Below are 21,954 nucleotides of genomic sequence, written 5' to 3' on the forward strand. Positions count from 1 at the left end.
CATTTATTCGCTCAAACCATTTGACATTGGCAGGTATAACGGGCACACTTCGTCGCCTTAAATTTTGACTTAAATCTTTTTGGGAGTTCCACCTTGGCTAACATCAAGTCTGCTAAGAAACGTGCGATTCAGGCCGAGAAGCGCCGCCAGCACAACGCAAGCCGTCGCTCCATGATGCGTACCTACCTGAAGAAGGTAGTGGCTGCAATCAAAGCTGGTGACAAAGCGAAAGCTACTGAAGCTTTCACTACTGTGCAACCGATTCTGGACCGTTACGCTGCCAAAGGTTTGATCCACAAGAACAAAGCTGCTCGTCATAAGAGCCGTTTGTCTGCACAGATCAACGCTTTGAGCTAAGCACAGAGTTTCCGAAAAAAGCGCCTTCTGGCGCTTTTTTTGTATCTGTCACATGACAAGGGCAAGGGTTTACTTTAGGCTAGCTCCTCGAAGTTAGGAGTAACATCATGATTAGATTGCTATTTCTGGTTCCATTTATTCTGGCCTTACTGTGGTTTATGTATTTACGCCGCAACGGCTACACGCTGGAGCAAGGCAAAAAAGGCTTCCTGTATATCTTAATTTTTTCGCTCACCGTCGGCGGTTTCTACACCCTGCTGATTTGGCTCACCCATTTACATTAGTTCACTGGCAAATCTGGCGTTTGTTTCTATAGTTGGTAACCGATTTCACAACTGAGACAAAGGACACGCTATGTTGCATAGACTGCTCCTTGCCAGTTTTGCAGTATTGGCAACATCCACACCGGCAGCTTCTCTACCTGATATCCAGACAGACACGTTGCAGACTTTGTGCATCAGTACCCGCGACCATCAGGTCCGCTGCATTAAACCTTCCGAACAGGGCGCAAATGCGAGGGTGTATGTTTATCCGCTAGTTACCCGCAATGTGCCCAGTGGCGATGATGTTACCTGCTATCAGCGCGCCAGCCTGACGGTGTGCCGCCCGGCCGCGGAAGTCTCGCCGGTGCTGACGTCTTTGCTTACCCACGACGAATAACAAAAACGCCAGTCTAAGACTGGCGTTTTTACTTCAAGATATTGGCAGAGGCCTGCCGGTAACAAAACCGTTAGCCAACCAACGCCAGCAAAATCCCCGCAGCTACCGCTGACCCCAGCACACCCGCCACGTTTGGCCCCATGGCATGCATTAACAGGAAATTGTGCGGGTTGGACTCAAGGCCTACCTTGTTGGCCACCCTGGCGGCCATGGGCACCGCAGATACGCCTGCAGCGCCAATCAGCGGGTTAATCTTCTTGCTGCTCATGCGGTTCATCAATTTGGCCATTAACACCCCTGCTGCGGTGCCTATGGCGAATGCTACCGCGCCCAAGGCTAAAATCCCCAGCGTCTCTGCTTTGAGGAATTTATCTGCAGACATCTTAGAGCCCACCGCGAGCCCGAGAAAGATGGTCACCACGTTAATCAGTTCATTCTGTGCGGTCTTGCTCAGACGCTCCACTACGCCGGCTTCACGCATCAGGTTGCCTAAGCAGAACATGCCCACCAGCGGCGTGGCCGTGGGTAAAAACAGGATGGTCAGCAACAGCACGGCCAACGGAAACAGAATCTTTTCACGCTGGGACACATGACGAAGCTGCGCCATCTCGATTTTGCGTTCATCTTCGGTCGTCAGGGCTTTCATAATCGGTGGCTGAATAATCGGCACCAACGCCATATAGGAATAAGCGGCTACCGCAATCGCCCCCAACAGTTCTGGCGCTAAGCGAGATGCTAAAAAGATTGCCGTGGGACCATCTGCCCCGCCGATAATCGCAATCGCGGAGGCATCTTTGAGGGTGTACTCCAGCCCCGGCACCATATTCAGTAAAATCGCACCGATAAGGGTCGCAAAGATCCCAAACTGAGCCGCCGCTCCAAGTAGCAACATGCGCGGATTCGCAATTAACGCACCGAAATCGGTTAACGCCCCCACGCCCATAAAGATCAGCAGCGGAAACACGCCGGTTTCGATACCCACGGTATAAATGTAATACAGCAGGCCACCGGGCTCAGAGAATCCAGCCAGTGGAATATTGGTCAGGATCGCACCAAAGCCGATGGGTAATAACAACAGCGGTTCGAACTTCTTTTTAATTGCCAGAAACAGTAGCGCGCAGCCCACCAGCATCATGATTGCCTGCCCCGGCGCGAAATTGGCCAGCGCCGTGGAGTGCCACAAGGTAGTAAGTTTTTCCATCGGTTACCCCAGCGCAATCATGGCTTGACCAGACTGCACCGCCTGACCTTCACTGACTAACACTTGTACGACGCTGCCCGCGGTGGCAGCCCGTACCTCAGTTTCCATTTTCATGGCTTCCAGCTTTATCACCACCTGACCGGCTTCAACCTGATCACCCGGGCGCACCAGGACCTGTAAAATATTACCGGCTAAGGGCGAATTTACCGTGCTGGCCGTTGCCGCAGGTGTAACCACGGGCGCACTCGATGTAGCGGTCTCTGCGCTAATTGCGCCTAACTGACCATCGGCGGCCACCTCTACCCGATACACCTTGCCATCGACCCGCACACTATAACTGGCGGCCCCACCCTGCGCAGTCGCAACGCTGGCTGCCGGTGCAGGATTTGCCGCCTCGCTGCCAGGCACAGGTTCAAACGCAGCCGGATTATCGCGGTTTTGAATAAACTTCAGCCCCACCTGTGGGAACAGTGCATAGGTCAACACGTCATCAACTTTGTCCTGTGCCACACGCAACCCGTGTTGCTTAACCAACTCATCAAATTCAGTTGCCAGTTTATCCAGCTCTGGGGCGAGTAGATCTGCCGGGCGGCAGCTGACAGGCTCAGCGCCGTCTAACACTCTCTGTTGCAGCGCCTGATTAACCGGAGCGGCCGTCGCGCCATATTCGCCACGTAATACCCCGGCGGTTTCTTTACTGATGCTCTTATAACGCTCGCCGGACAGAACGTTAATCACGGCCTGAGTCCCGACAATCTGCGACGTAGGCGTAACCAGTGGGATATACCCCAGGTCTTCCCTCACCCTTGGAATTTCCAGCAGCACGTCGTCCAGCTTATCCAGCGCATTTTGCTCTTTTAATTGGCTTTCCATATTGGTCAGCATTCCGCCAGGCACCTGCGCGACCAGAATGCGGGCATCGACGCCTTTCAGGCTGCCTTCAAACTGAGCGTACTTTTTACGCACCTCGCGAAAATAGGTTGCGATGTCCGCCAGTTTAGCCATATCCAGGCCGGTATCCCGTGGTGTGCCTTCTACGATGGACACCATGGTTTCCGTGGCGGAATGGCCATAGGTCATGCTCATCGGCGAAATGGCACAGTCGAGCATATCGATGCCAGCATCAATCGCTTTTTGGTAAGTTGCCGTGCTAAGGCCGGTGGTCGCGTGACATTGCATCGCAATCGGTACATTGACCGTTTCTTTCAACCGGGTGATTAACTCTTCGCAATCGTAGGGTTTCAGTAACCCGGCCATATCTTTAATACAAATGGAATGGACGCCCATGTCTTCCAGTTGGCGTGCCATATTCAGCCACAAATCCAATGAATGCACCGGGCTTACGGTATAGGACAAAGTACCCTGCGCATGGGCACCGACCTTAATCGCCGCCGCGACTGCCGTTTGCAGGTTACGTACATCATTCATCGCATCGAAAATGCGGAATACATCGATACCATTGGTGTGGGCACGCTCGACAAAGCGCTCGACTACATCATCGGCATAGTGACGATAACCCAGCAGATTCTGGCCGCGTAACAACATCTGCTGTGGTGTTTTTGGCATGGCTTTTTTCAGGGCGCGTAACCGCTCCCATGGATCTTCGCCCAGATAACGGATGCAGGCATCAAAGGTCGCGCCTCCCCAGGACTCGATAGACCAGTAACCCACGTCGTCCAGCTGCGCCGCGATGGGAAGCATATCGTCAAGGCGCATACGCGTAGCCAGCAATGACTGATGTGCATCGCGCAATACTAATTCGGTTATTCCCAACGGCTTAGGCATGATGATTATCCTTTCGATACTGGTGAATGGCTGCACCGATGGCAGCAACGGTCTGTGGAGACAGCTGATTAGCTGCGGGTGACAGTGTGTGAACAGTTGGTGCGTCGGCCTCATTCACGGGATTTGCAAACCTGGCCAGACTATTAGTCGCCACAATTAACAGGCTCAGAAAGGCGAATACCCCCCCCATTCCCACCAGCATCAGTAGCGCCGATTCTTTCAATAAATCGACTATCTGTGCATCCATAGCTATTCCAAATTAATTAGGGGTGACGAATAATTATCACGTCAAATAGCGAATAACAACGATGAATCACATTATTTATGCAGATAAAATGCATAACAAATCATTAACATTCGGTTTTTTCTAATAACTGCGCGGCCAGCCTGACAAAATCTGATGACGTTACGATCCCAATCAACACACCATAATCATCCAGTACCGGCAGGCAACCGTGTCGGTTATCCAGAAAATATCTGGCCACGTCCCTGACGGTATCCGTCGCCTTTATTCGGCTGCATTCCTCTGCGGGCACCGCCACTTCTTTGATACTGGTCCAACTTTCGCGGCGCTCAAGTGCGTTCGCGCCATATAGGGTCAGCAAACTAATTACCTTACTGACCAATGCCTTTTGCGTTACCAAAGACAGTAACTTGCCATTTTCATCTACGACCGGCAAATGACGAACACCCTGTTCTCGGGTCATTTCATGGGCATCTTTTAGCGTGGCATCCGGGCCAAGGGTGACCAGTTTGGTGGTCATGATCTCGTTGATAGTCAGCATGTCTTTCTCCACGAATCAGCTTACCTGTGTGAGTTTATGCTAAATTTTTTATCCCGCCCGGGCATGTATCTGGATCAACAAACCCGTTTAAAAACCATACAAATCAAGTCGTAGTCAGCGGCATTGAATATCCATCAGCTCAAACTCCTGTGCGCCTTTGCGTGCCTTCAGGTCACGGGAGAAATGTAACAAGGTTTGCCAAACGCAGATTTTCAGCTTTTTGACTTGCTACACTGGCGAACAATGCAAACACACTCAAGAGAATAATATGCGCTTCAAATACTCCCTTTTGGCCGCTGCACTGCTGCTAAGTGGCACATCAGCAATTGCCGAGCCTGCGGTTCAGTCCGGCGTAGATTTACAGGCACTGGATCGTCAGACTCGTCCCCAGGATGACTTTTATCAATTTGCCAATGGGGGCTGGCTCGATAACACCCCAATCCCGGATATCTACTCGGGTTACACGATTTATCACCAGGTGTATGAAGACGCTGAGGTTGCACTTAAGGCAATCATCGAGCAGGCCGCACAAAATAAACAGCAAGCTGGCAGCGAAGCACAGAAAGTCGGCGATTTGTATAACAGTTGGATGGATGCAGAGGCCATCAATAAGTTAGGCGTCAGCCCATTACTGCCAGCCATTGCGCAGATTGATGCCATCAGTACGCAGGAACAGTTACAGGCCATGTTGGCAAAATTGTCCCGCGCCGGGGTGGATTTACCGTTTGCATTTTATATTCAGCCTGACCTGAAAAACTCCGCCGAGTATGCAGTGTATTTTTCACAAAACGGGCTGACTTTGCCGGATCGTGATTACTACCTGCAAACCGATAATGAAAAGTTTGCCAAAGCGCGTGAGGGGCTGCCCGGCTACATTAAACAGATGCTGAGCTTCGTGGATCACACCGCAACGGCAGTGCGCGCGCAGGCCATCATAGATTTTGAAACCCAGATCGCACAACAGCAGTGGAGCCGGGTTGATAACCGCGACGATGAAAAAACCTACAACCCTTATCCTGTTGCCGAGCTCAGTAAGCTGGGCACACATCTGCAATGGCAGCCGATGCTTTCCACATTAGGTTTGGACAAAGCTGAGAAGGTCATTATCAGCCAACCTGACTATTTTATGGCGATGGATAAAATGTTGCAGTCCGTCGACTTATCCGTTTGGAAAGACTACCTGAAATACAATCTGATTCGCGCGCACGCCACCGACTTAGGTGACGACGTAGATGAAGTGCATTTTCAGTTTATGGCGAAAACCCTATCTGGTCAGGAGAAACAGCGTCCACGCTGGAAGCGTGGGATCAGTCTGGTGAATGGATCACTGGGTGAAGCCGTCGGTCGCCTGTATGTCGAGCAACATTTTCCTGCAAAAGCCAAGAGCAAGATGCAGGAATTGGTCAACAACGTACTAACGGTACTGGACGAAGGCATCGACAAGCTGGAATGGATGTCAGATGAAACCAAAATCAAAGCGAAACAGAAAGCAGCTAACTTCACCACCAAAATCGGTTATCCCGATAAATGGCGCGATTACAGCAAATTAAACATTGTCGAAGGTGACCATTTCGGCAACGCGCAGCGGGTACATGATTACAATTATCAGCGCCAAGTCGATAAGCTGGGCCAGCCGATCGACCGCACCGAATGGTTTATGACGCCACAAACTGTGAATGCTTACTATGATCCTACCCAAAACGAGATCGTGTTTCCGGCAGCGCGTCTGCAACCGCCATTTTTCCAGTTAAGTGCTGATGATGCGATCAATTATGGCGCGATCGGTGGCGTCATCGGCCACGAAATCAGCCATGGCTTCGATGACAGCGGCAGTAAATATGATGGCGATGGCAATCTGAAAAACTGGTGGAGCGAGTCCGATCGCAAGGCGTTTGAACAACGCACGACCATGCTGGTTGAACAATATAACCAGTTTTCCCCTATCGAAGGGATGACGGTCAATGGAGAACTGACACTGGGTGAGAACATCGGCGATTTATCTGGCGTGGCCATGGCCTATAAAGCCTATATCCGAAGTCTCAATGGTAAGCCTGCGCCTGTAATTGACGGTTTCACCGGCCCACAACGATTCTTTATCGGTTATGCCATGTCGCGCAAAGGTAAATACAAGGAAGAAACCACGATTAGCCGCTTGGCCAGCGATCCGCACTCTCCGTTAAAGTATCGTGTTAACGGCGTTTATCCGAATATTGATGCCTTCTATCAGGCGTTTGATGTTAAACCAGGTGATGCCATGTATTTACCCCCCGAGCAACGGGTAAAAATCTGGTAAGCAATGAATCCAAAGGCGAACATCCGTTCGCCTTTTTTATCGCTATGCAATCTCAGTGCACGGTCAGCCAATCAACAGCATTTTGGTAACCAGCGTTAATGAAACCAGCACCAACGCAGGTTTCACAATCTTACTCCCTTTGAGGTATACCAGTTCAGAGCCATAGCGTGCCCCAACCCACTGCCCGCATGCCATGCCTAGCCCGATAGACCACACCACCTGACCACCAAGGATAAATGCCCCCAATGCAGCCGCATTGGACACCAATAAAAACAACTTGGCATACGCCGTGGCTTTCGCAGTGTGAAAACCCAGCAGGGCAATTAAACTAATCGCGAAAAATGAACCAGACGCCGGCCCAAAGAAACCATCATAAAATGCCAACAGCGGTACGATAATCAGCCCGTATAGCCCGAGACTAATGCGTTGCTGAGTATCCATGTCTGTTAAACGTGGTGAAAACAACACATACAATGCGACACCGGCGATTAACCACGGAACGATAGACTGTAAATGCTGGCTCGGTATCTGTTGGATGAGATAAGCACCGAACGCCGATGCCATAAAACATAACAGCAACGGTAGCTTGACGCCTGACAGTTGAATGAGCCCATGCCGGGTAAAGAATCGTACCGCTGAAATCTTGCCGAAGATTGCCTGTAGCTTGTTTGTTGCTAACGCTTGCGCCGGGGTTAATCCCGCCATTATCAGCACAGGTATCGAGATTAACCCGCCGCCCCCGCCAATAGAGTCAATAAAACCCGCCACGACAGCTAACAGGGACAAATACAGGACGAGTTGTGGAGTGACTTCTAACACAAATTTACATGCGGATAATGGAATACCGGCCGAATTGTAAGGTGTTCCAGAGGGTACGGGAACCCTAACCCCATAAACAAAAAGCCCCGCACAAGTGCAATGGACCAGTCCAATCGGGCAATAAGGTTTACGCAGCAGGATTATGAGGTGCTTTCCATGCACCTCACCCATTCGGGCCATCGTCGCTACGCGACAATGTTCCAAAACGTTCCTGATTTGTACTCGGGCTTTCCTGCCCTCGCCCTTCGGGCCGCACTGAAGTGCGTTCAAATTCGCTCCCGGCGAATTTGTCGAACCAGAGGAGGTTCTCACCCCTAAACGCATAAACAAAAAGCCCCGTACAAGTGCAGTGGACTAGTGCAATTGGGCGATGAGGTTTACGCAGCAGGATTATGAGGTGCTTTCCATGCACCTCACCCATTCGGGCCATCGTCGCTACGCGACAATGTTCCAAAACGTTCCTGATTTGTACTCGGGCTTTCCTGCCCTCGCCCTTCGGGCCGCACTGAAGTGCGTTCAAATTCGCTCCCGGCGAATTTGTCGAACCAGAGGAGGTTCTCACCCCTAAACGCATAAACAAAAAGCCCCGCACAAGTGCAGGGCTTTTTGTTTATATGGCGCGTGTGGAAGGATTCGAACCTCCGACCGCCTGGTTCGTAGCCAGGTACTCTATCCAGCTGAGCTACACACGCGTTGTTCGGTTTGCGGCAATGCCGTCTTGAAAAATAAGGCTCACTATTGTGAGCCTTATCCTTGGAATAAATGGCGCGTGTGGAAGGATTCGAACCTCCGACCGCCTGGTTCGTAGCCAGGTACTCTATCCAGCTGAGCTACACACGCGTTGTCCGTTAACTTTGTGAGTTACCCCTCACAAGGGCGGCGAATTCTAAAGTAGCTGCATGTTAATTACAAGCCATTTTTCACCGATTTTCAAACTCGCCATCCACAAAATGAATGGCGGAGAGAGAGGGATTCGAACCCTCGATAGGGGTTAACCTATACGCCCTTAGCAGGGGCGCGCCTTCAGCCACTCGGCCATCTCTCCGTAAGTGAGGGCGAAGTTTAATGATCAGGGTTTTAAAGTCAAACCTTTTTTAGCAGCAGCGGTTTGATTGCCGGGTTTTTGTCCAATCCGCAGTATTTAATGGCTGTAAGGCTAAATTTCAGACATAAAAAAAGCTGGTTCCCCAGCTTTTTTTACTCAATCGTGATTGCCGTTGTGGCCATCACCATGAGTACCTTTTTCCGCTTGTATACGCATGTAAATCTCTTCACGATGCACGGAGACTTCTTTCGGTGCGTTTACACCAATGCGCACCTGATTCCCTTTAACGCCCAGTACAGTGACGGTCACATCATCACCTACCATCAGGGTTTCACCTACACGACGGGTCAAAATCAGCATTCTCTTGCTCCTGTTTCCGTTATTCCGAGTTGTGATCCATCTAAAAAGTAGCGCAAAATCAATGATTCAGCATTATTTTGCGCCGCCGACCACTCCCTGTTTCTGTTGTCACTGCAAAAACCGGTCGGAAATAGAACCCTAGGGCCTAAAAAACGCGCGGATTATAACTTATCTTCCAACCAAGTCGACACCGCAGCCAATGCTTTGTCGATATTTTCTGGTTGGCTTCCGCCCGCCTGTGCCATGTCCGGGCGACCACCGCCCTTACCACCGACCTGTTGCGCGGCGATATTGACGACATCACCGGCTTTAACTGTAGACGTTAAATCATTAGTTACACCAGCGATCAAACTTACTTTACCGTCATTCACCAAGCCCAGCACGATAATGCCGCTACGCAACTGATTTTTCAGGCCATCCACCATTTCGCGTAGCGATTTGGCTTCTACCCCTTCCAGTTTGCTGATCAACACCTTAACACCATTAATGGAGACTGCCGAATTAAGCAAATCGTTCCCGGCCTGACTGGCCATTTTTTGCTTAATGCGCGCCAGTTCCTTTTCCAGTGCTTTATGCTGCTCCTGCATTTGAGCAATACGGTCTGCCAGCTGTGATGGTTCAGTTTTTAAACCAGCCGCCAGTGATTGTAACTGGCTATTTTGTTCCAAAGTGTATTTGACCGCTGCAGCGCCGCTAACACCCTCAATACGGCGCACACCGGCAGCGATGCCGCTTTCTGAAACGATTCGGAACAAACCAATGTCACCGGTACGGTTTACGTGGGTACCACCGCAAAGTTCAACGGAGAAGTTACCCATGCTGACAACACGCACGACGTCGTCATATTTTTCACCAAACAACGCCTGTGCTCCGCTGGCTTTGGCGGCTTCCAGCTCCATATGCTGGGTTTGCAACGCATTATTTGCACGAATTTCGTCATTAACCAGTTGCTCAATACGGGTTAATTCTTCTTTGCTAACTGCTTCGAAATGAGAGAAGTCAAAGCGCAGACGTTCAGCATCAACCAGTGAACCTTTTTGATTCACGTGTGCACCCAGCACGGTTTTAAGCGCGGCATGTAGCAAGTGGGTAGCACTGTGATTGAGTTTTATCGCCTGACGACGGCCAGCATCGATTTTGGCATCGACCGCATCGCCAACACGCAGCGCAGCAGACGCTTTACCTTTGTGCGCCACAGCTTTACCCAGCTTAGTGGTATCCAAAACCGTAAACTCACCATCGCGCAGTGCCAGAACGCCGGTATCCCCTACCTGACCACCTGACTCGGCATAAAATGGCGTGCTATCCAGCACTACCACGCCCTCGTCGCCAGCGTCCAGAGATGTCACAGACTGGCCGGCCTTAAATAATTCCACCACGGTAGCATTACCAAACTCATGGTCGTAACCGGTGAACGCTGTGCTCTTTTCAGACTTCAGCATTTCGTTGTAGTCTGCGCCAAAATTGCTGGCTTGCTGGGCACGTTCGCGCTGCGCCTGCATGGCCTTTTCAAAGCCGACTTCGTCGATTTTCAAGCCTTTTTCACGGGCGACATCGGCGGTCAGATCCGCCGGAAAACCGTAAGTATCGTAAAGCTTGAAGACGGTTTCGCCTTCGATTGTATCGCCGTTTAATCCCTCGATGGCCTGATTTAACAGGTTCATACCGCGTTCCAGCGTACGAGAGAATTGCTCTTCTTCGATACGCAGTACTTTCTCTACCATAGCCTGTTGGTCTTTAAGCTCTGGGTAAGCCTCACCCATTTGCGTTACCAGTTCGGCATACAGCTTATAGAAGAAAATATCGTTAGCGCCCAGCTTGTAGCCATGGCGGACCGCACGACGAATAATACGGCGCAGTACATAGCCGCGGCCTTCGTTTGACGGCATGACGCCATCACAGACCAGGAAACCACAAGAACGGATATGGTCAGCAATAACGCGCAGAGATTTCTCTTCCAAATCAGTGCAGCCAACAATTTCCGCGGCGCGCTTGATCAGTGCCTGAAAAATGTCGATTTCATAGTTTGAGTGTACCTTCTGCATAATCGCTGAGATACGCTCCAGTCCCATGCCGGTATCGATAGACGGTTTAGGTAACGGCTCCATGCTGCCATCCGCGTGACGGTTGAACTGCATAAATACCAGGTTCCAGATTTCGATAAAGCGATCTCCGTCTTCTTCCGCAGAGCCCGGAGGACCACCCCAGATATGCTCACCGTGATCATAAAATATCTCTGAGCAAGGCCCACACGGCCCGGTATCGCCCATAGACCAGAAGTTATCACTGGTCGCGATACGAATAATTTTGTCTTTTGGCACGCCAATGTCATTGGCCCAGATATCAAACGCTTCATCGTCTTCGGCATAGACCGTGACTAACAGTTTTTCTTTTGGTAACTGCAAGTTTTCAGTCAGGAAAGTCCAGGCAAAACGAATCGCATCCTGTTTGAAATAGTCACCAAAGCTGAAATTACCCAGCATTTCGAAGAAAGTATGGTGACGGGCGGTATAACCGACATTTTCCAGGTCATTATGTTTACCACCAGCACGCACGCAGCGCTGTGACGACACGGCACGGGTATAGGCTCGCTTATCTGCACCAAGGAATACATCCTTGAATTGGTTCATCCCGGCGTTGGTAAACAACAAGGTGGGATCATCGGCAGGAACCAGCGAACTGCTGGCAACTTTCTGGTGGCCCTGACTGGCGAAGTAATCCAAAAACGCAGAGCGAATTTCAGCGGTGCTTTTGATCATTGATGGTCCTGAAAACGGCTAATTCTTTGCTATCTGAATGACCGCGCAAGATAACACGAAAAAACCGCTGTTTACACAGCGGTTAGTGAATTTTATCTGCATGAATCATACGGTTTTTCAGTACTAAGCATGCAGCTGGGAATAGATAACCCGAAGCGTAATCTGAATCGAATTTTTCACACTTGGCCAGAAAATATCGATGCTGTCGAAATCCTTGCGTTTGCACGCCTCGTCCATACGATAAGCCATGTCTTTTAATGGCACAGAGTCGATACGGATCGCGATGTTCTGCAGCTTGCGCGCCGACTGCTGAATCTTAGCGATATCCTCATTCGCCATGGCTTTATCGCAGTTCTCCAGCATTTCCTGCAATTCAGTTAGCAACGCCTGCAACAATACCGGTACCGTTTCACCACTGGGGTGTTTTTGTAAGTAAGGCAATAAATCGAACCAGTCGCGCGGATTTTCCGGCATGGCAATGCGGGCAAATTCAGGCAATGGTGCGGCCTTTTCGGCGGCAGGAGCCGGATGCTCATCTGGCTGTTCCTGTTGCGCCAATTCCAGCGCCTGTTCTTTCTCCGCCAACTGATCATTCAATGATGTAAGCGCCTGCTGGGTGTTATTTAACTGCTGCTCTTTGTCGGTCAGCGCCGCCTGACTTTGCTGCAACTGGGCTTGCAACGCCGCCAGTTGTTCGCTTAGTTCAGCCTGACTGGAGTCCTGTTCATTGAGATGTTGCTGCGAGTTTTGATATTCATCCCGCAGGCTCTGCAATTGCGCTTCCAACTCCCCCCTGGAGGATTGCAGTTCAGCGATTTCTGCTTCTCGTTGCTCCAGCTGCTCCTGTTGTTTCTTCAGTTGTTCAGCCAACGCTTTATGCTGCGCCTGAGTTTGCTGTAATTCCGCCTGCAAGCTATCTGATTGTGCCTGCTGGGCCTGCAGCTTAGACTGCAGATGTTGCTCGTCTTCGGCCGCATGACGCGCCTGCTCTTCGGCTTTTTGCAGTGCCTGCTGCTTGCGCTCTAACTCTTCCTGCATGGCCTGACGCTGGGCATCGGTATCCTGCAATACTTTTTGCAATTCATCTCGCTGCGCAAGTAATTCTGCCTGTTGTTTTTTCCACTGCTCATCCGAGCCAGCCAGCATCTGGCGCTGCTCGGCTGTTTGCTTTTGCAGTTCCTGCATGGCAGATGACAACTTCTGAATCTCTGCACTTCGCTGGGCCAACAGTTCTGCCGCCTGTTGCTCGCTCATTTGCAGCTGCTCTTTGGTATGCATGGCATCGTCGCGTACTTCTTCGATGCGCTGCTGCGCCTGAGCATGCTCTTCCCGCGCCATTTCCAGTTGATTTCGCGCTTTATCCAGCTGGGTCATTAACTCTTGTTGCTGATCCTGCCAACTCTCGGCACTACGCTGCTTCTCTTGACGCTCGCGTTCTGCTTGCTCCTGTACCTGAGATAACGCTTCATTCAACTTACGGATCTGTGCGGTACGCTCTGCCAGTAATTCTGCGGCTTTCTGCTCGATATCCTGTAGTTTCTGTTTAGATTGTGAGGCATCTTTCTGCACTTCATTGGCTTGTTTTTCTGCCCGTTCATGCTCTTCACGTGCCTGTTCTAACTGCACCTGCGCACGCTGCAGTTCTTCCTGCAATTGCGCCTGCTGCGCCTGCATTTGTGATGCTACTTGCTCACGCTCTTGCCTTGCCGCATCGGCCTGCGCCTGCATCGCCTCTAATTGTGCGGTAAGCGCACTGATCTGCTCGGTACGTTCGGCCAGCAAGGCAGCTGCACGCTGCTCACTGGCTTGTAACTGCTCACGGGTCTGCTGTGCTTCCAGCTGCATTTGTTCGATGCGCTGCTGCGCACCATCATGTTCTGCCCGGGCGGTTTCCAGTTGTTGCTGGGCCTGCTGGAGCTGGCCGTGCAGGGCTTCCTGCAATTCAGCAAACTGGGCTTTTTGCGCTTGCCACTGGGCGTTGTTTTCCAGCAGTTTTTCGGCCCGTTCGGCGGCAACCTGTTCAATCTCAGCCAATTTGCCGCTGAGTTGCTGGTATTCATCCTGCTGGGCGCCCAGACGAGACTGGGCATCCTGATAAGCACGCTGCATGGTGGCGCGCTCCTGTGCGGCCTGCTCACTGGCTTTACGCAGATTACCCAATTGTTCCTGCAGTTTTTCACTGTTTTGCTCGGCGCTGTTTAATTGCGTGCGCAGCATCTCAATCTGTTCATTGGCCTGGGAAAGCTGCGTTTGTTTACTGGACGTCGCTTGCTGCTGTTGCTGCATTTGTTCACGCAGCGCCGCCAGTTGTTGTTCGCTTTCTTCACGGGTTTGTTGCAACGTATCGATGCGCTCTTCCGCTTCCTGCAATTCAGCCTGCGCCTGACGCAGGCGCTTTTCACTCTGCTGCATGGCATCGGCGATTTCACTGCGCTGCTGTTCCAGCGACATGACTTTCATGGCCTGTTGTTGAAGCTCCTGTTGCAATCGACCCCGTTGTTGCTGACTTTCTTCCAATTCTTCCTGGCTCTGACGAATTTGCTCTTGAGCCGCATCCAAATCGGCCAGCAGTTGCGCCTGAGTCTGTTGCAACTCTTCGTGCTTCTCATGCAGCGTGCTGATTTCACCCTGCATTTCCTGCTGTGTTTTTTCCGCCTGACTCAGCGCTTCAACTTTGTCTGCCAGCTGAGACTGACTGCGCTGCAACAAGGCTTCTTTGTCTGCCAGGCGTTTTTCTGCCGCCTGTTGCAGGTTCACTGCGGTTAAACGTTCTTCCTGAGCCTGTTTAATTTCCCTCAGGTCCTGCCACAAACACAGCACGCTTTGTAACTGATTGCCGTTAAACATCGGCACGTAAATACACTGACTGGGTAACACATGGCCATCGACACTATGCTCCCAGTTAATCCGCAATACCTGACCATCTTCAACCGCATCCAACACCCGATTTTTCAATTCAAAGGCCTGTTGCTCTGTGCCATTGAGTTCAGGTGAGTAAGGGAATAAGCCCTGCCAGCTATCGTCGTCAGCAAAACCGAAGAACTCACGCGCCGCCTGATTCATAAAGGTGAAGCCACTGTCTTCCATCATGGCGATGGGCAGCAAAGATTGCCCCAACAGGCTGTCGAATTGGTGTTTGGCGAAAAACTCATTACTGATATCACTGATCCAGCACAGGTACTGCTGTTTATCAGCGTCAAATACATCAATGTGCAACTGGCTGGGCAGGATTTCGTCACCAGCCATTTTTAATTTGGCCACATAGCCATGCAGCTGACCGTTGCGGTGCAATAACTTGGCCGCTTTAGCAGCGCGGTCGGCGTCACTGAACAGATCATATATGGTGGTTTTACGCATCTGTTCCGGCGACATTTGCAGACGCTCAGCAAAGGTCTTATTCGCCTCAATGATCTGATCATCGGCATCCAGCATAACCACGCCAAGTGGCGCTGAATCCAACATGTTTTTAAAGCGTTTTTGCGACGCCTCAGCGGCGCGTTTGGCTTGATTAGACTCGGTCACATCCTCAAACTGACCGATATACCCAGCGACTTTGTCGTCGTTATTACGATAGGCGCGGACTTTAAACCTTACCTCCGCGGCTGGCATGTTATTGCGCTCGATGGTCGCTTCCTGCTGCATTCCACCAGCGATACTCAGCATCATCAGGTCATCCTGGGCGTGCATATCGCGAAATTGTTGCGGCATAAATTCCAACTCTTTGACCGTCTGACCCACCACCTGGTCGGCGCGCACCGAGAACAACTGCTCGAATAGGGTGTTGCATGCCTGGATCTCGCCAGACGCATCGGCCAGATAACAAGCGCCCGGACTGCCAGCCATGAGCGCGCTGAATTTATTCGACTCGTTGCTGGCGGTATTTTCCGCCTGGATCAAGTCTTGAATTGGCAGACACAATAATGCCAGCTGATCTTCACCCACATGCTGGCCAATAATACGTAACGGGACCTCATGTTCATCGTGTTTAAAGCGCACCCGAAAGTCTACCGGCTGGCCTTGCTTAAGCTGTTCAAAGGATTGCTTCCAGTTAAGCCAGTCTATCGGGCTAATCAGCTTCTGTAGCGTGGCGGCTTTGCCATTAATTTGCGCGGCTGTCAGGCCCAGCAAGGCAGCAAATTGCTCTGTGACACTCACCTCATCGGTTTTCGCATCGATATTCATGCGCGCTATCCCCAGCTCATCACATAGCTGCTGATTGACCGACAATTGGTGGGTCAGCGCATCAATTTTGCGTTGCGCCAGGCTGATATCAGACACCGACAAGATAATGTGTGCGTCTTCGATGGGGGAATCTAGAGGCGTAACCTGAATAGTCAAATGAATCTGACCGGCTAAATCCAGTTGTACCGTGGTAGATTTGCGTTGGGTAATGGCCTGCATAAGGGCATGTGAGGGATCAATTTTTAAGGTCGTATCCAGCGTCTGCCCGCGCAGGTTGGCAAAGCTTTGACGCAGCAAGGTCGTCGCGCCTTTATTGGCATACACCACCTGATTGGCATCATTGAGGTGCACCCGACCTAAGGCAAAGTTATCTAACAACATCTGGCGGGTATCACGTTGCTGCTGCGCTTCATCACAAAGGCGCTGCGCGTTGCCCGCTTTGTTTTTTTGCAACAAAAACATCACCAAAAACAGCAACGTTGCCGCCGCAAGGCCGGCAAAGGCGCCCAACAATACACCATCCGACTGGTTGCGCAACATCGCCACTGCCTGTCCTGGCATGGCTGTGCTCAGTAGCGCCAACCCAAATATTGCATTGATTCCTTTGTACTTATTCATGCGGATCCCACCCAGCGTATCTATTACGTCAGCATACGCGGCCTGTTAAAAAATAAAAATAGTGTGAAAATCCAACAGGATATCTGAATTAATACCTTTGGAATGAAGAGTGTAGTCGAGTGGACAGGGTTGCGCTTAGCGATGGTATTTACATGGGCAGGCAAATTGGATTTGGTCGGTGGTGAACCCTTTACTTTGCAACAGGCGCTGATGTTGCTGTTTTTGTTTCAGAGTCAGACTGCCTGGCTCACCAAAACGTCGATCATGGGTCTGTTTCGCCAGCTCAAACCAGTCAACGTCTTGTTCGCCTATCGCCGCATTGATCAACTCGTCACTGATTTGTTGCATACGCAGCTCATACCGAATCCGCACTTCACCCTGCCCTCTGGCAATGCGCTGACGCACAAATTGCTCGGTAAAGCGAATGTCATTTTGCCAGTTGCGCTGCTGAAAATCGGCTAATTCGGTTTGCACGATGGTCATATCAAAGCCACGCATTTGCATCTTCTGCCGAACCTCCGCCTCGCTGTGCTCGCGTCGGGCCAGCATTCTTAAAATCGTGTCGCGAATACGCTGTCGGTCAGTGCGTTGTTCAGGAGATAAAGGCTTCACTTTAAACAGCCATGGGGTGTAATGTGTGCATAGTGTATGTATCGGGCGCTAAGTTACAACCCTATGACCTGGCAGTGGACAGCAACGACGCAACATATCGCCCCCCATGAAAACGGCGATACTCCATTCCATAAACTGCAATTTCTGCATTTACTGGAGCAAAGCGGTTGTCTGTCAGAAGACAGCGGATGGCAGCCTTGCGTGCTGACTCACGGCAATGGCAGTGTCGTGCCGTTTTTCGAAAAACAACACAGCTATGGCGAGTTTGTCTTCGATTGGAGCTGGGCGGATGCCTATCACCAAAACGGCTTGTCTTATTACCCCAAACTGGTGGCTACCACACCTTATACACCGGTAGCGGGCCAGCGAATTTTTGGTAATGCGGAATTAGCTGAAATTTGCCAGCAGACTGACCTGCGCCAGGCCAGAACCCGGTACTCTTCTGTTCACTGGTTATTTATCTCATCCGAACTACAACAGGAATTATCTGAACATGGCTATGTTGGCCGGCACAGTGTGCAGTTTCACTGGCAACACCGCGGCTACCGTGACTTTGACGATTTTCTTGACTCCTTTACCTCCAGAAAGCGAAAGTCCACCAGAAAAGAACGCAGCCAGCTAATTCAGGCTGGGATCCGCACAGCCAGAAAAGTTGCCAGTGAAATCGATGATGACGATGTGGACTTTTTTTATCGCTGCTATCGGCATACCTATTTGAAACGCAGTGGTCACCAGGGGTATCTGTCCAGAGCGTTTTTCGGTTTGCTCCTGCAACACTATGCGCAGCATCTAATGCTGGTTATGGCGTACAGGGAAGACCTGCCCGTCGCCAGTGCGCTGTTTTTATTCGATGAAAACGGTTTATATGGACGCTACTGGGGCGCTCTGGAGTCGATTCCGGGCCTGCACTTTGAATGCTGTTTATACCAGGGTATCGAGTTTTGTTTGCAACAAAATATTCCCCACTTCAACCCCGGAACCCAAGGTGAACACAAAATATTACGCGGTTTCGAGCCGGTATGGTGTTACTCCGCACATAAACTCTATCACCCGGATTTTGCCAGTGCCGTGAAGCGTTTCTGCCAGCAGGAAAGCGCACAACTGGCGCTTTATAAACAGCAAGCAGAATTACTGCTTCCTTTCAAAACACCGAGTTACTGATTTCGTGACAACATATTGAGTCTTATTGCAAAAGCGTTTAGCCTGCGGACACAAAAATAAGCTTTCAAGGATGATGATATGAGATATACATTGTTGACGTTTGCATGTTTGTTTTTGGCATTTAACGGCCATGCAAGCAATAAAGATTGGGAACTATATTCCCAACAGCCCCTCATTGAGCAACCAGCAATCTCCCCCAATGGGCAAGTTATTGCAACGGTTTACAACACACCAGATGGTCCAACCGTTGCGCTTGCGCCATTTGCAACGATGGACTTCAGTATTGTTGCGCGTTTGAAGAAAAATCGTGACCGCATTGACTTTATTCGTTGGTCTGGAAACAAATACATCATTATTGGTACAAGTTATCCTGAGTACTTTAACGGTCAACATTTTCGTGTATCCCGCCTTTACTCAGTTGACGTAAATAGCGGTAATACTTTACCTCTCTCTGCTCGCCGTTTTCAGGATGCCCGCTGGTACCGCATTCAATCGTTTAATCTGGTTAGTGCCCTGAAAAATGACGAAGAACACGCTCTGGTCGCAACCTATGACGACAAGGACCGAGCATATTCTGTGTTCAAAGTGTCATTATCTGAGGGCTCATTTGACAAAATCCAAAACAATTATGAAGACATCAACAGTTGGACCGCAGATCAAGCTGGGATTGTGCGAATAGGTGTTTCCACCAAAAAAGAAGACGATAAATTCATCTACTCCATATGGTATCGAGCTAGCGCAGATCAGGAGATGACTAAGATTCATACCCACGTAGTTGGGGACGACAATACCTTCTCTATCATTGGGCTGAATCAAAGTGGCGATAAAGCTTATGTGATGTCTGACCGAGAGACCGGTCGCGAGAGTTTATGGTTATATGATATTAACCGCGGCGAATTTGAGTCGTTGCTAATGAGCAACGACCGCTATGATCTCAGTGGTGGTCTGAAAAACAGTCAGGGAGAATTGATAGGAACTTATTATTACGACGATTTTTTGCGCACCCATTACTTTGATGATGCTGACAGCCAACTAGAGAAATTAGTCAGCGGCTCTTTACCTGGAAAAGAAATTTCTATCGCAAGCTATAGCGCTGATAAAAAGCGTCTGTTAGTGGCGGCAACAAGTGATAGCCAAGTGCCTGTCTACTATTGGTTTGATCTGGCAAAGCGCAGAGGTGGCGCCTGGCTATCTCAATATCCGTATCTAATGCAAAAAACCTTTTCAGCGGTTGAAAATATTACCTTTGAGGCCTCCGATGGCATGACCGTTTCCGGTTACCTGACTATGCCAAACGGCGTGAAAAAGCCGAAACTCATTGTTATGCCGCATGGCGGACCACACTCCAGAGATTACAAATACTTCAATCCGTTTGTACAATTTTTAGCTAATTCAGGATATGCGGTGCTGCAGATTAATTTCCGTGGCTCTTCTGGTTTCGGTTCAGCGTTTGAGGTAGCTGGATACTATCAGTGGGGCAAACGCATGCAGCAGGATGTATATGATGGTATGGACTGGCTGATTAGCACCGGACGTGTATCCGAGGACAAGGCCTGTGCCGTCGGAGCGAGCTATGGTGGTTACTGGGCTTTAACAGCTGCCTTTCAACAACCCGATCGCTTTGATTGTATTGTGAGTATCGCCGGAATTTCGGACGTACAGGATTTAGTGTCGGATCGAGAGCGTCGCGACTATTTCTCTGGACATATTATCAACGACGATAATGAAGAGACAGTTGAAGCAGCAATAGCAGAGTTAGCTGATGTTTCCGCCATCAACCATATCAGCAAAATAAAGGCCCCAATGCTTCTGATCCACGGAACAAAAGACACCAGAGTCCCGTACGCACAATCAAAAGAATTTTACGAACAAGCCAAACGCAAAATAGATATCGAATACATTGAAGTAAAAGATGGTACTCACTTTTTTGATGACAACGAAAGTAATCAAATTAGGTACAAAGCTATTAGTGAGTTTTTATCCGACCACTTATAAAAATGGTTCAGTATTGCTACCAAAAAATGCCGGCTTTATGCCGGCATTTTAATTTTCCAGTATTCCCGTTTGATTTGATTACCATCATCTTCATCTCCGCTAACGATCGGGCATAATGAGACGCCTACGATAAAAAAGGATCCATTTATGCGCGCCGGCTTCGATATTTTTGACCCGTTTCTACTCAGAGACCAGCTAAGTGAAGAAGAAAATCTGGTGTGGCAGCACGCCCGCAAGTTCTGCAAGACAGAGTTATTGCCCGGCATTATAGAAGCCAATCGCCATGAAGTGTTTGACCGCGATTTGTTTTATCGCTTTGGTGAAGCAGGCTTTTTAGGCTGCACGCTACCGGAGGAATATGGCTGCGCGGGACTAAATCATGTCAGCTATGGCTTAATTGCCCATGAAGTGGAGCGAATCGACAGTGGTTATCGCAGTGCGTTTTCGGTGCAATCTTCACTGGTGATGTATCCCATCTTTGCGTTTGGCAGCGAGAGTCAGCGGCACAAATATTTACCTAAACTGGCCACTGGCGAATGGGTCGGTTGCTTTGGCTTAACTGAGCCAAATGCCGGCTCTGATCCGGCCTCAATGCAGACTCATGCCAAAGCGGTGGAAGGTGGCTTTTTACTCAACGGCAGTAAAATGTGGATCACCAACTCGCCGATTGCCGATGTCTTTGTGGTATGGGCCAAACTCAATGGTGAAATTCGCGGGTTTGTGCTGGAAAAAGATATGCCGGGGCTTAGCGCTCCGAAAATAGAAGGCAAGTTCTCGCTACGGGCGTCTATCACAGGTGAAATCGTCATGCATGATGTATTCGTGCCTGATGAGAATATTTTTCCCGACGTTAAAGGCCTCAAAGGCCCATTCAGTTGTTTGAACAAAGCCCGCTATGGCATCGCCTGGGGTGCGATGGGAGCCGCCGGATTTTGCTTTGAGCAGGCCAGGCGCTACACCCTGGAGCGTAATCAGTTTGGCCGGCCGCTGGCGGCTAACCAGTTGGTACAAAAAAAGCTGGCCGATATGCAAACCGAGATTGGACTGGGGTTACAGGGCGCGCTGCAAATGGGTCGCCTAATGGATGCCGGTAATTGTCCGGTTGAACTGGTGTCCATGCTTAAACGCAATAACTGTGGCAAAGCGCTGGATATCGCTCGTGTCGCAAGAGATATGCATGGTGGCAATGGAATCAGTGATGAATTCCATGTGATTCGCCATGCCATGAATTTAGAGGCGGTTAACACCTATGAAGGCACCCATGACGTGCATGCACTCATTTTAGGACGAGCGATTACCGGATTGGCGGCATTTTGTTAATC

Annotated in this window: 16 protein-coding genes and 3 tRNA genes; 7 read left to right on the top strand and 12 right to left on the bottom strand. The window is 50.2% G+C overall.

The window, feature by feature from the left end:
• Window positions 1-93: 93 nt before the first annotated feature.
• The 3 genes from rpsT (at window position 94) to TK45_RS04685 (ending at window position 1,017) form a co-directional block, all read left to right on the top strand.
• Window positions 94-357, top strand: coding sequence for a 30S ribosomal protein S20 (gene rpsT, locus TK45_RS04680; RefSeq protein WP_131257482.1), 264 nt, complete (start codon window positions 94-96; stop codon window positions 355-357).
• A gap of 107 nt (window positions 358-464) precedes the next feature.
• On the top strand, window positions 465-641 hold the full coding sequence (locus TK45_RS16195) for a hypothetical protein (RefSeq protein ID WP_165490699.1): 177 nt from the start codon (window positions 465-467) through the stop codon (window positions 639-641).
• Between the two features lie 70 nt (window positions 642-711).
• A complete protein-coding gene (locus TK45_RS04685; RefSeq protein ID WP_131257483.1) occupies window positions 712-1,017 on the top strand; it encodes a hypothetical protein in 306 nt (101 codons plus the stop codon).
• 70 nt (window positions 1,018-1,087) lie between these two features.
• Here TK45_RS04685 and TK45_RS04690 read toward each other — a convergent pair whose 3' ends face one another.
• The 4 genes from TK45_RS04690 to TK45_RS04705 all read right to left on the bottom strand — a co-directional run bounded on the left by TK45_RS04690 (window position 1,088) and on the right by TK45_RS04705 (window position 4,788).
• A complete protein-coding gene (locus TK45_RS04690) occupies window positions 1,088-2,218 on the bottom strand; it encodes a sodium ion-translocating decarboxylase subunit beta (RefSeq protein ID WP_131257484.1) in 1,131 nt (376 codons plus the stop codon).
• 3 nt (window positions 2,219-2,221) lie between these two features.
• Window positions 2,222-4,003, bottom strand: coding sequence for a sodium-extruding oxaloacetate decarboxylase subunit alpha (gene oadA / locus TK45_RS04695; RefSeq protein WP_131257485.1), 1,782 nt, complete (start codon window positions 4,001-4,003; stop codon window positions 2,222-2,224).
• Window positions 3,996-4,250 (bottom strand): OadG family protein, encoded by a 255-nt coding sequence (locus TK45_RS04700; protein WP_131257486.1) that lies wholly within the window; start codon window positions 4,248-4,250, stop codon window positions 3,996-3,998. The genes oadA and TK45_RS04700 overlap by 8 nt, the downstream gene beginning before the upstream one ends.
• 103 nt (window positions 4,251-4,353) lie before the next feature.
• Complete coding sequence (locus tag TK45_RS04705; RefSeq protein WP_131257487.1) at window positions 4,354-4,788, bottom strand: HPP family protein; 435 nt, start codon at window positions 4,786-4,788, stop codon at window positions 4,354-4,356.
• A gap of 268 nt (window positions 4,789-5,056) precedes the next feature.
• On the opposite strand from TK45_RS04705, the gene TK45_RS04710 reads away from it, so the two are divergent.
• On the top strand, window positions 5,057-7,081 hold the full coding sequence (locus TK45_RS04710; RefSeq protein WP_131257488.1) for a M13 family metallopeptidase: 2,025 nt from the start codon (window positions 5,057-5,059) through the stop codon (window positions 7,079-7,081).
• Between the two features lie 63 nt (window positions 7,082-7,144).
• Here the strand turns inward: TK45_RS04710 and TK45_RS04715 are convergent, their stop codons facing one another.
• The 8 genes from TK45_RS04715 to TK45_RS04750 form a co-directional block, all read right to left on the bottom strand.
• The gene (locus tag TK45_RS04715; protein ID WP_165490700.1) at window positions 7,145-7,900 is read right to left on the bottom strand and encodes a TSUP family transporter; all 756 of its coding nucleotides are present in this window, start codon (window positions 7,898-7,900) and stop codon (window positions 7,145-7,147) included.
• Between the two features lie 615 nt (window positions 7,901-8,515).
• Window positions 8,516-8,592 (bottom strand) — tRNA-Arg (locus TK45_RS04720).
• A gap of 71 nt (window positions 8,593-8,663) precedes the next feature.
• Window positions 8,664-8,740: transfer RNA gene (locus TK45_RS04725), tRNA-Arg, on the bottom strand.
• 115 nt (window positions 8,741-8,855) lie between these two features.
• Window positions 8,856-8,945, bottom strand: a tRNA-Ser gene (locus TK45_RS04730).
• A gap of 156 nt (window positions 8,946-9,101) precedes the next feature.
• On the bottom strand, window positions 9,102-9,305 hold the full coding sequence (csrA, locus tag TK45_RS04735; protein WP_131257490.1) for a carbon storage regulator CsrA: 204 nt from the start codon (window positions 9,303-9,305) through the stop codon (window positions 9,102-9,104).
• Between the two features lie 161 nt (window positions 9,306-9,466).
• Window positions 9,467-12,064 carry an alanine--tRNA ligase gene (gene alaS / locus TK45_RS04740; protein WP_131257491.1) on the bottom strand — a complete coding sequence of 866 codons (2,598 nt, stop codon included), beginning with the start codon at window positions 12,062-12,064 and terminating at the stop codon, window positions 9,467-9,469.
• 123 nt (window positions 12,065-12,187) lie between these two features.
• Entirely contained in the window at window positions 12,188-16,864 is a 4,677-nt protein-coding gene (locus TK45_RS04745; protein ID WP_131257492.1) for a PAS domain S-box protein, read from the bottom strand.
• Window positions 16,865-16,999: 135 nt separating this feature from the next.
• The gene (locus TK45_RS04750) at window positions 17,000-17,476 is read right to left on the bottom strand and encodes a regulatory protein RecX (RefSeq protein WP_131257493.1); all 477 of its coding nucleotides are present in this window, start codon (window positions 17,474-17,476) and stop codon (window positions 17,000-17,002) included.
• 63 nt (window positions 17,477-17,539) lie between these two features.
• Between TK45_RS04750 and TK45_RS04755 the strand changes: the two genes are divergently transcribed.
• The 3 genes from TK45_RS04755 to TK45_RS04765 all read left to right on the top strand — a co-directional run bounded on the left by TK45_RS04755 (window position 17,540) and on the right by TK45_RS04765 (window position 21,952).
• Window positions 17,540-18,637 carry a GNAT family N-acetyltransferase gene (locus TK45_RS04755; protein WP_165490701.1) on the top strand — a complete coding sequence of 366 codons (1,098 nt, stop codon included), beginning with the start codon at window positions 17,540-17,542 and terminating at the stop codon, window positions 18,635-18,637.
• Window positions 18,638-18,715: 78 nt separating this feature from the next.
• Window positions 18,716-20,632 (top strand): S9 family peptidase, encoded by a 1,917-nt coding sequence (locus TK45_RS04760; RefSeq protein ID WP_254426541.1) that lies wholly within the window; start codon window positions 18,716-18,718, stop codon window positions 20,630-20,632.
• 147 nt (window positions 20,633-20,779) lie between these two features.
• Entirely contained in the window at window positions 20,780-21,952 is a 1,173-nt protein-coding gene (locus TK45_RS04765) for an acyl-CoA dehydrogenase (protein ID WP_131257495.1), read from the top strand.
• Window positions 21,953-21,954 lie beyond the last annotated feature (2 nt).

The organism is Bowmanella sp. JS7-9, assembly GCF_004329715.1.
Lineage (GTDB): Bacteria > Pseudomonadota > Gammaproteobacteria > Enterobacterales > Alteromonadaceae > Pseudobowmanella > Pseudobowmanella zhangzhouensis.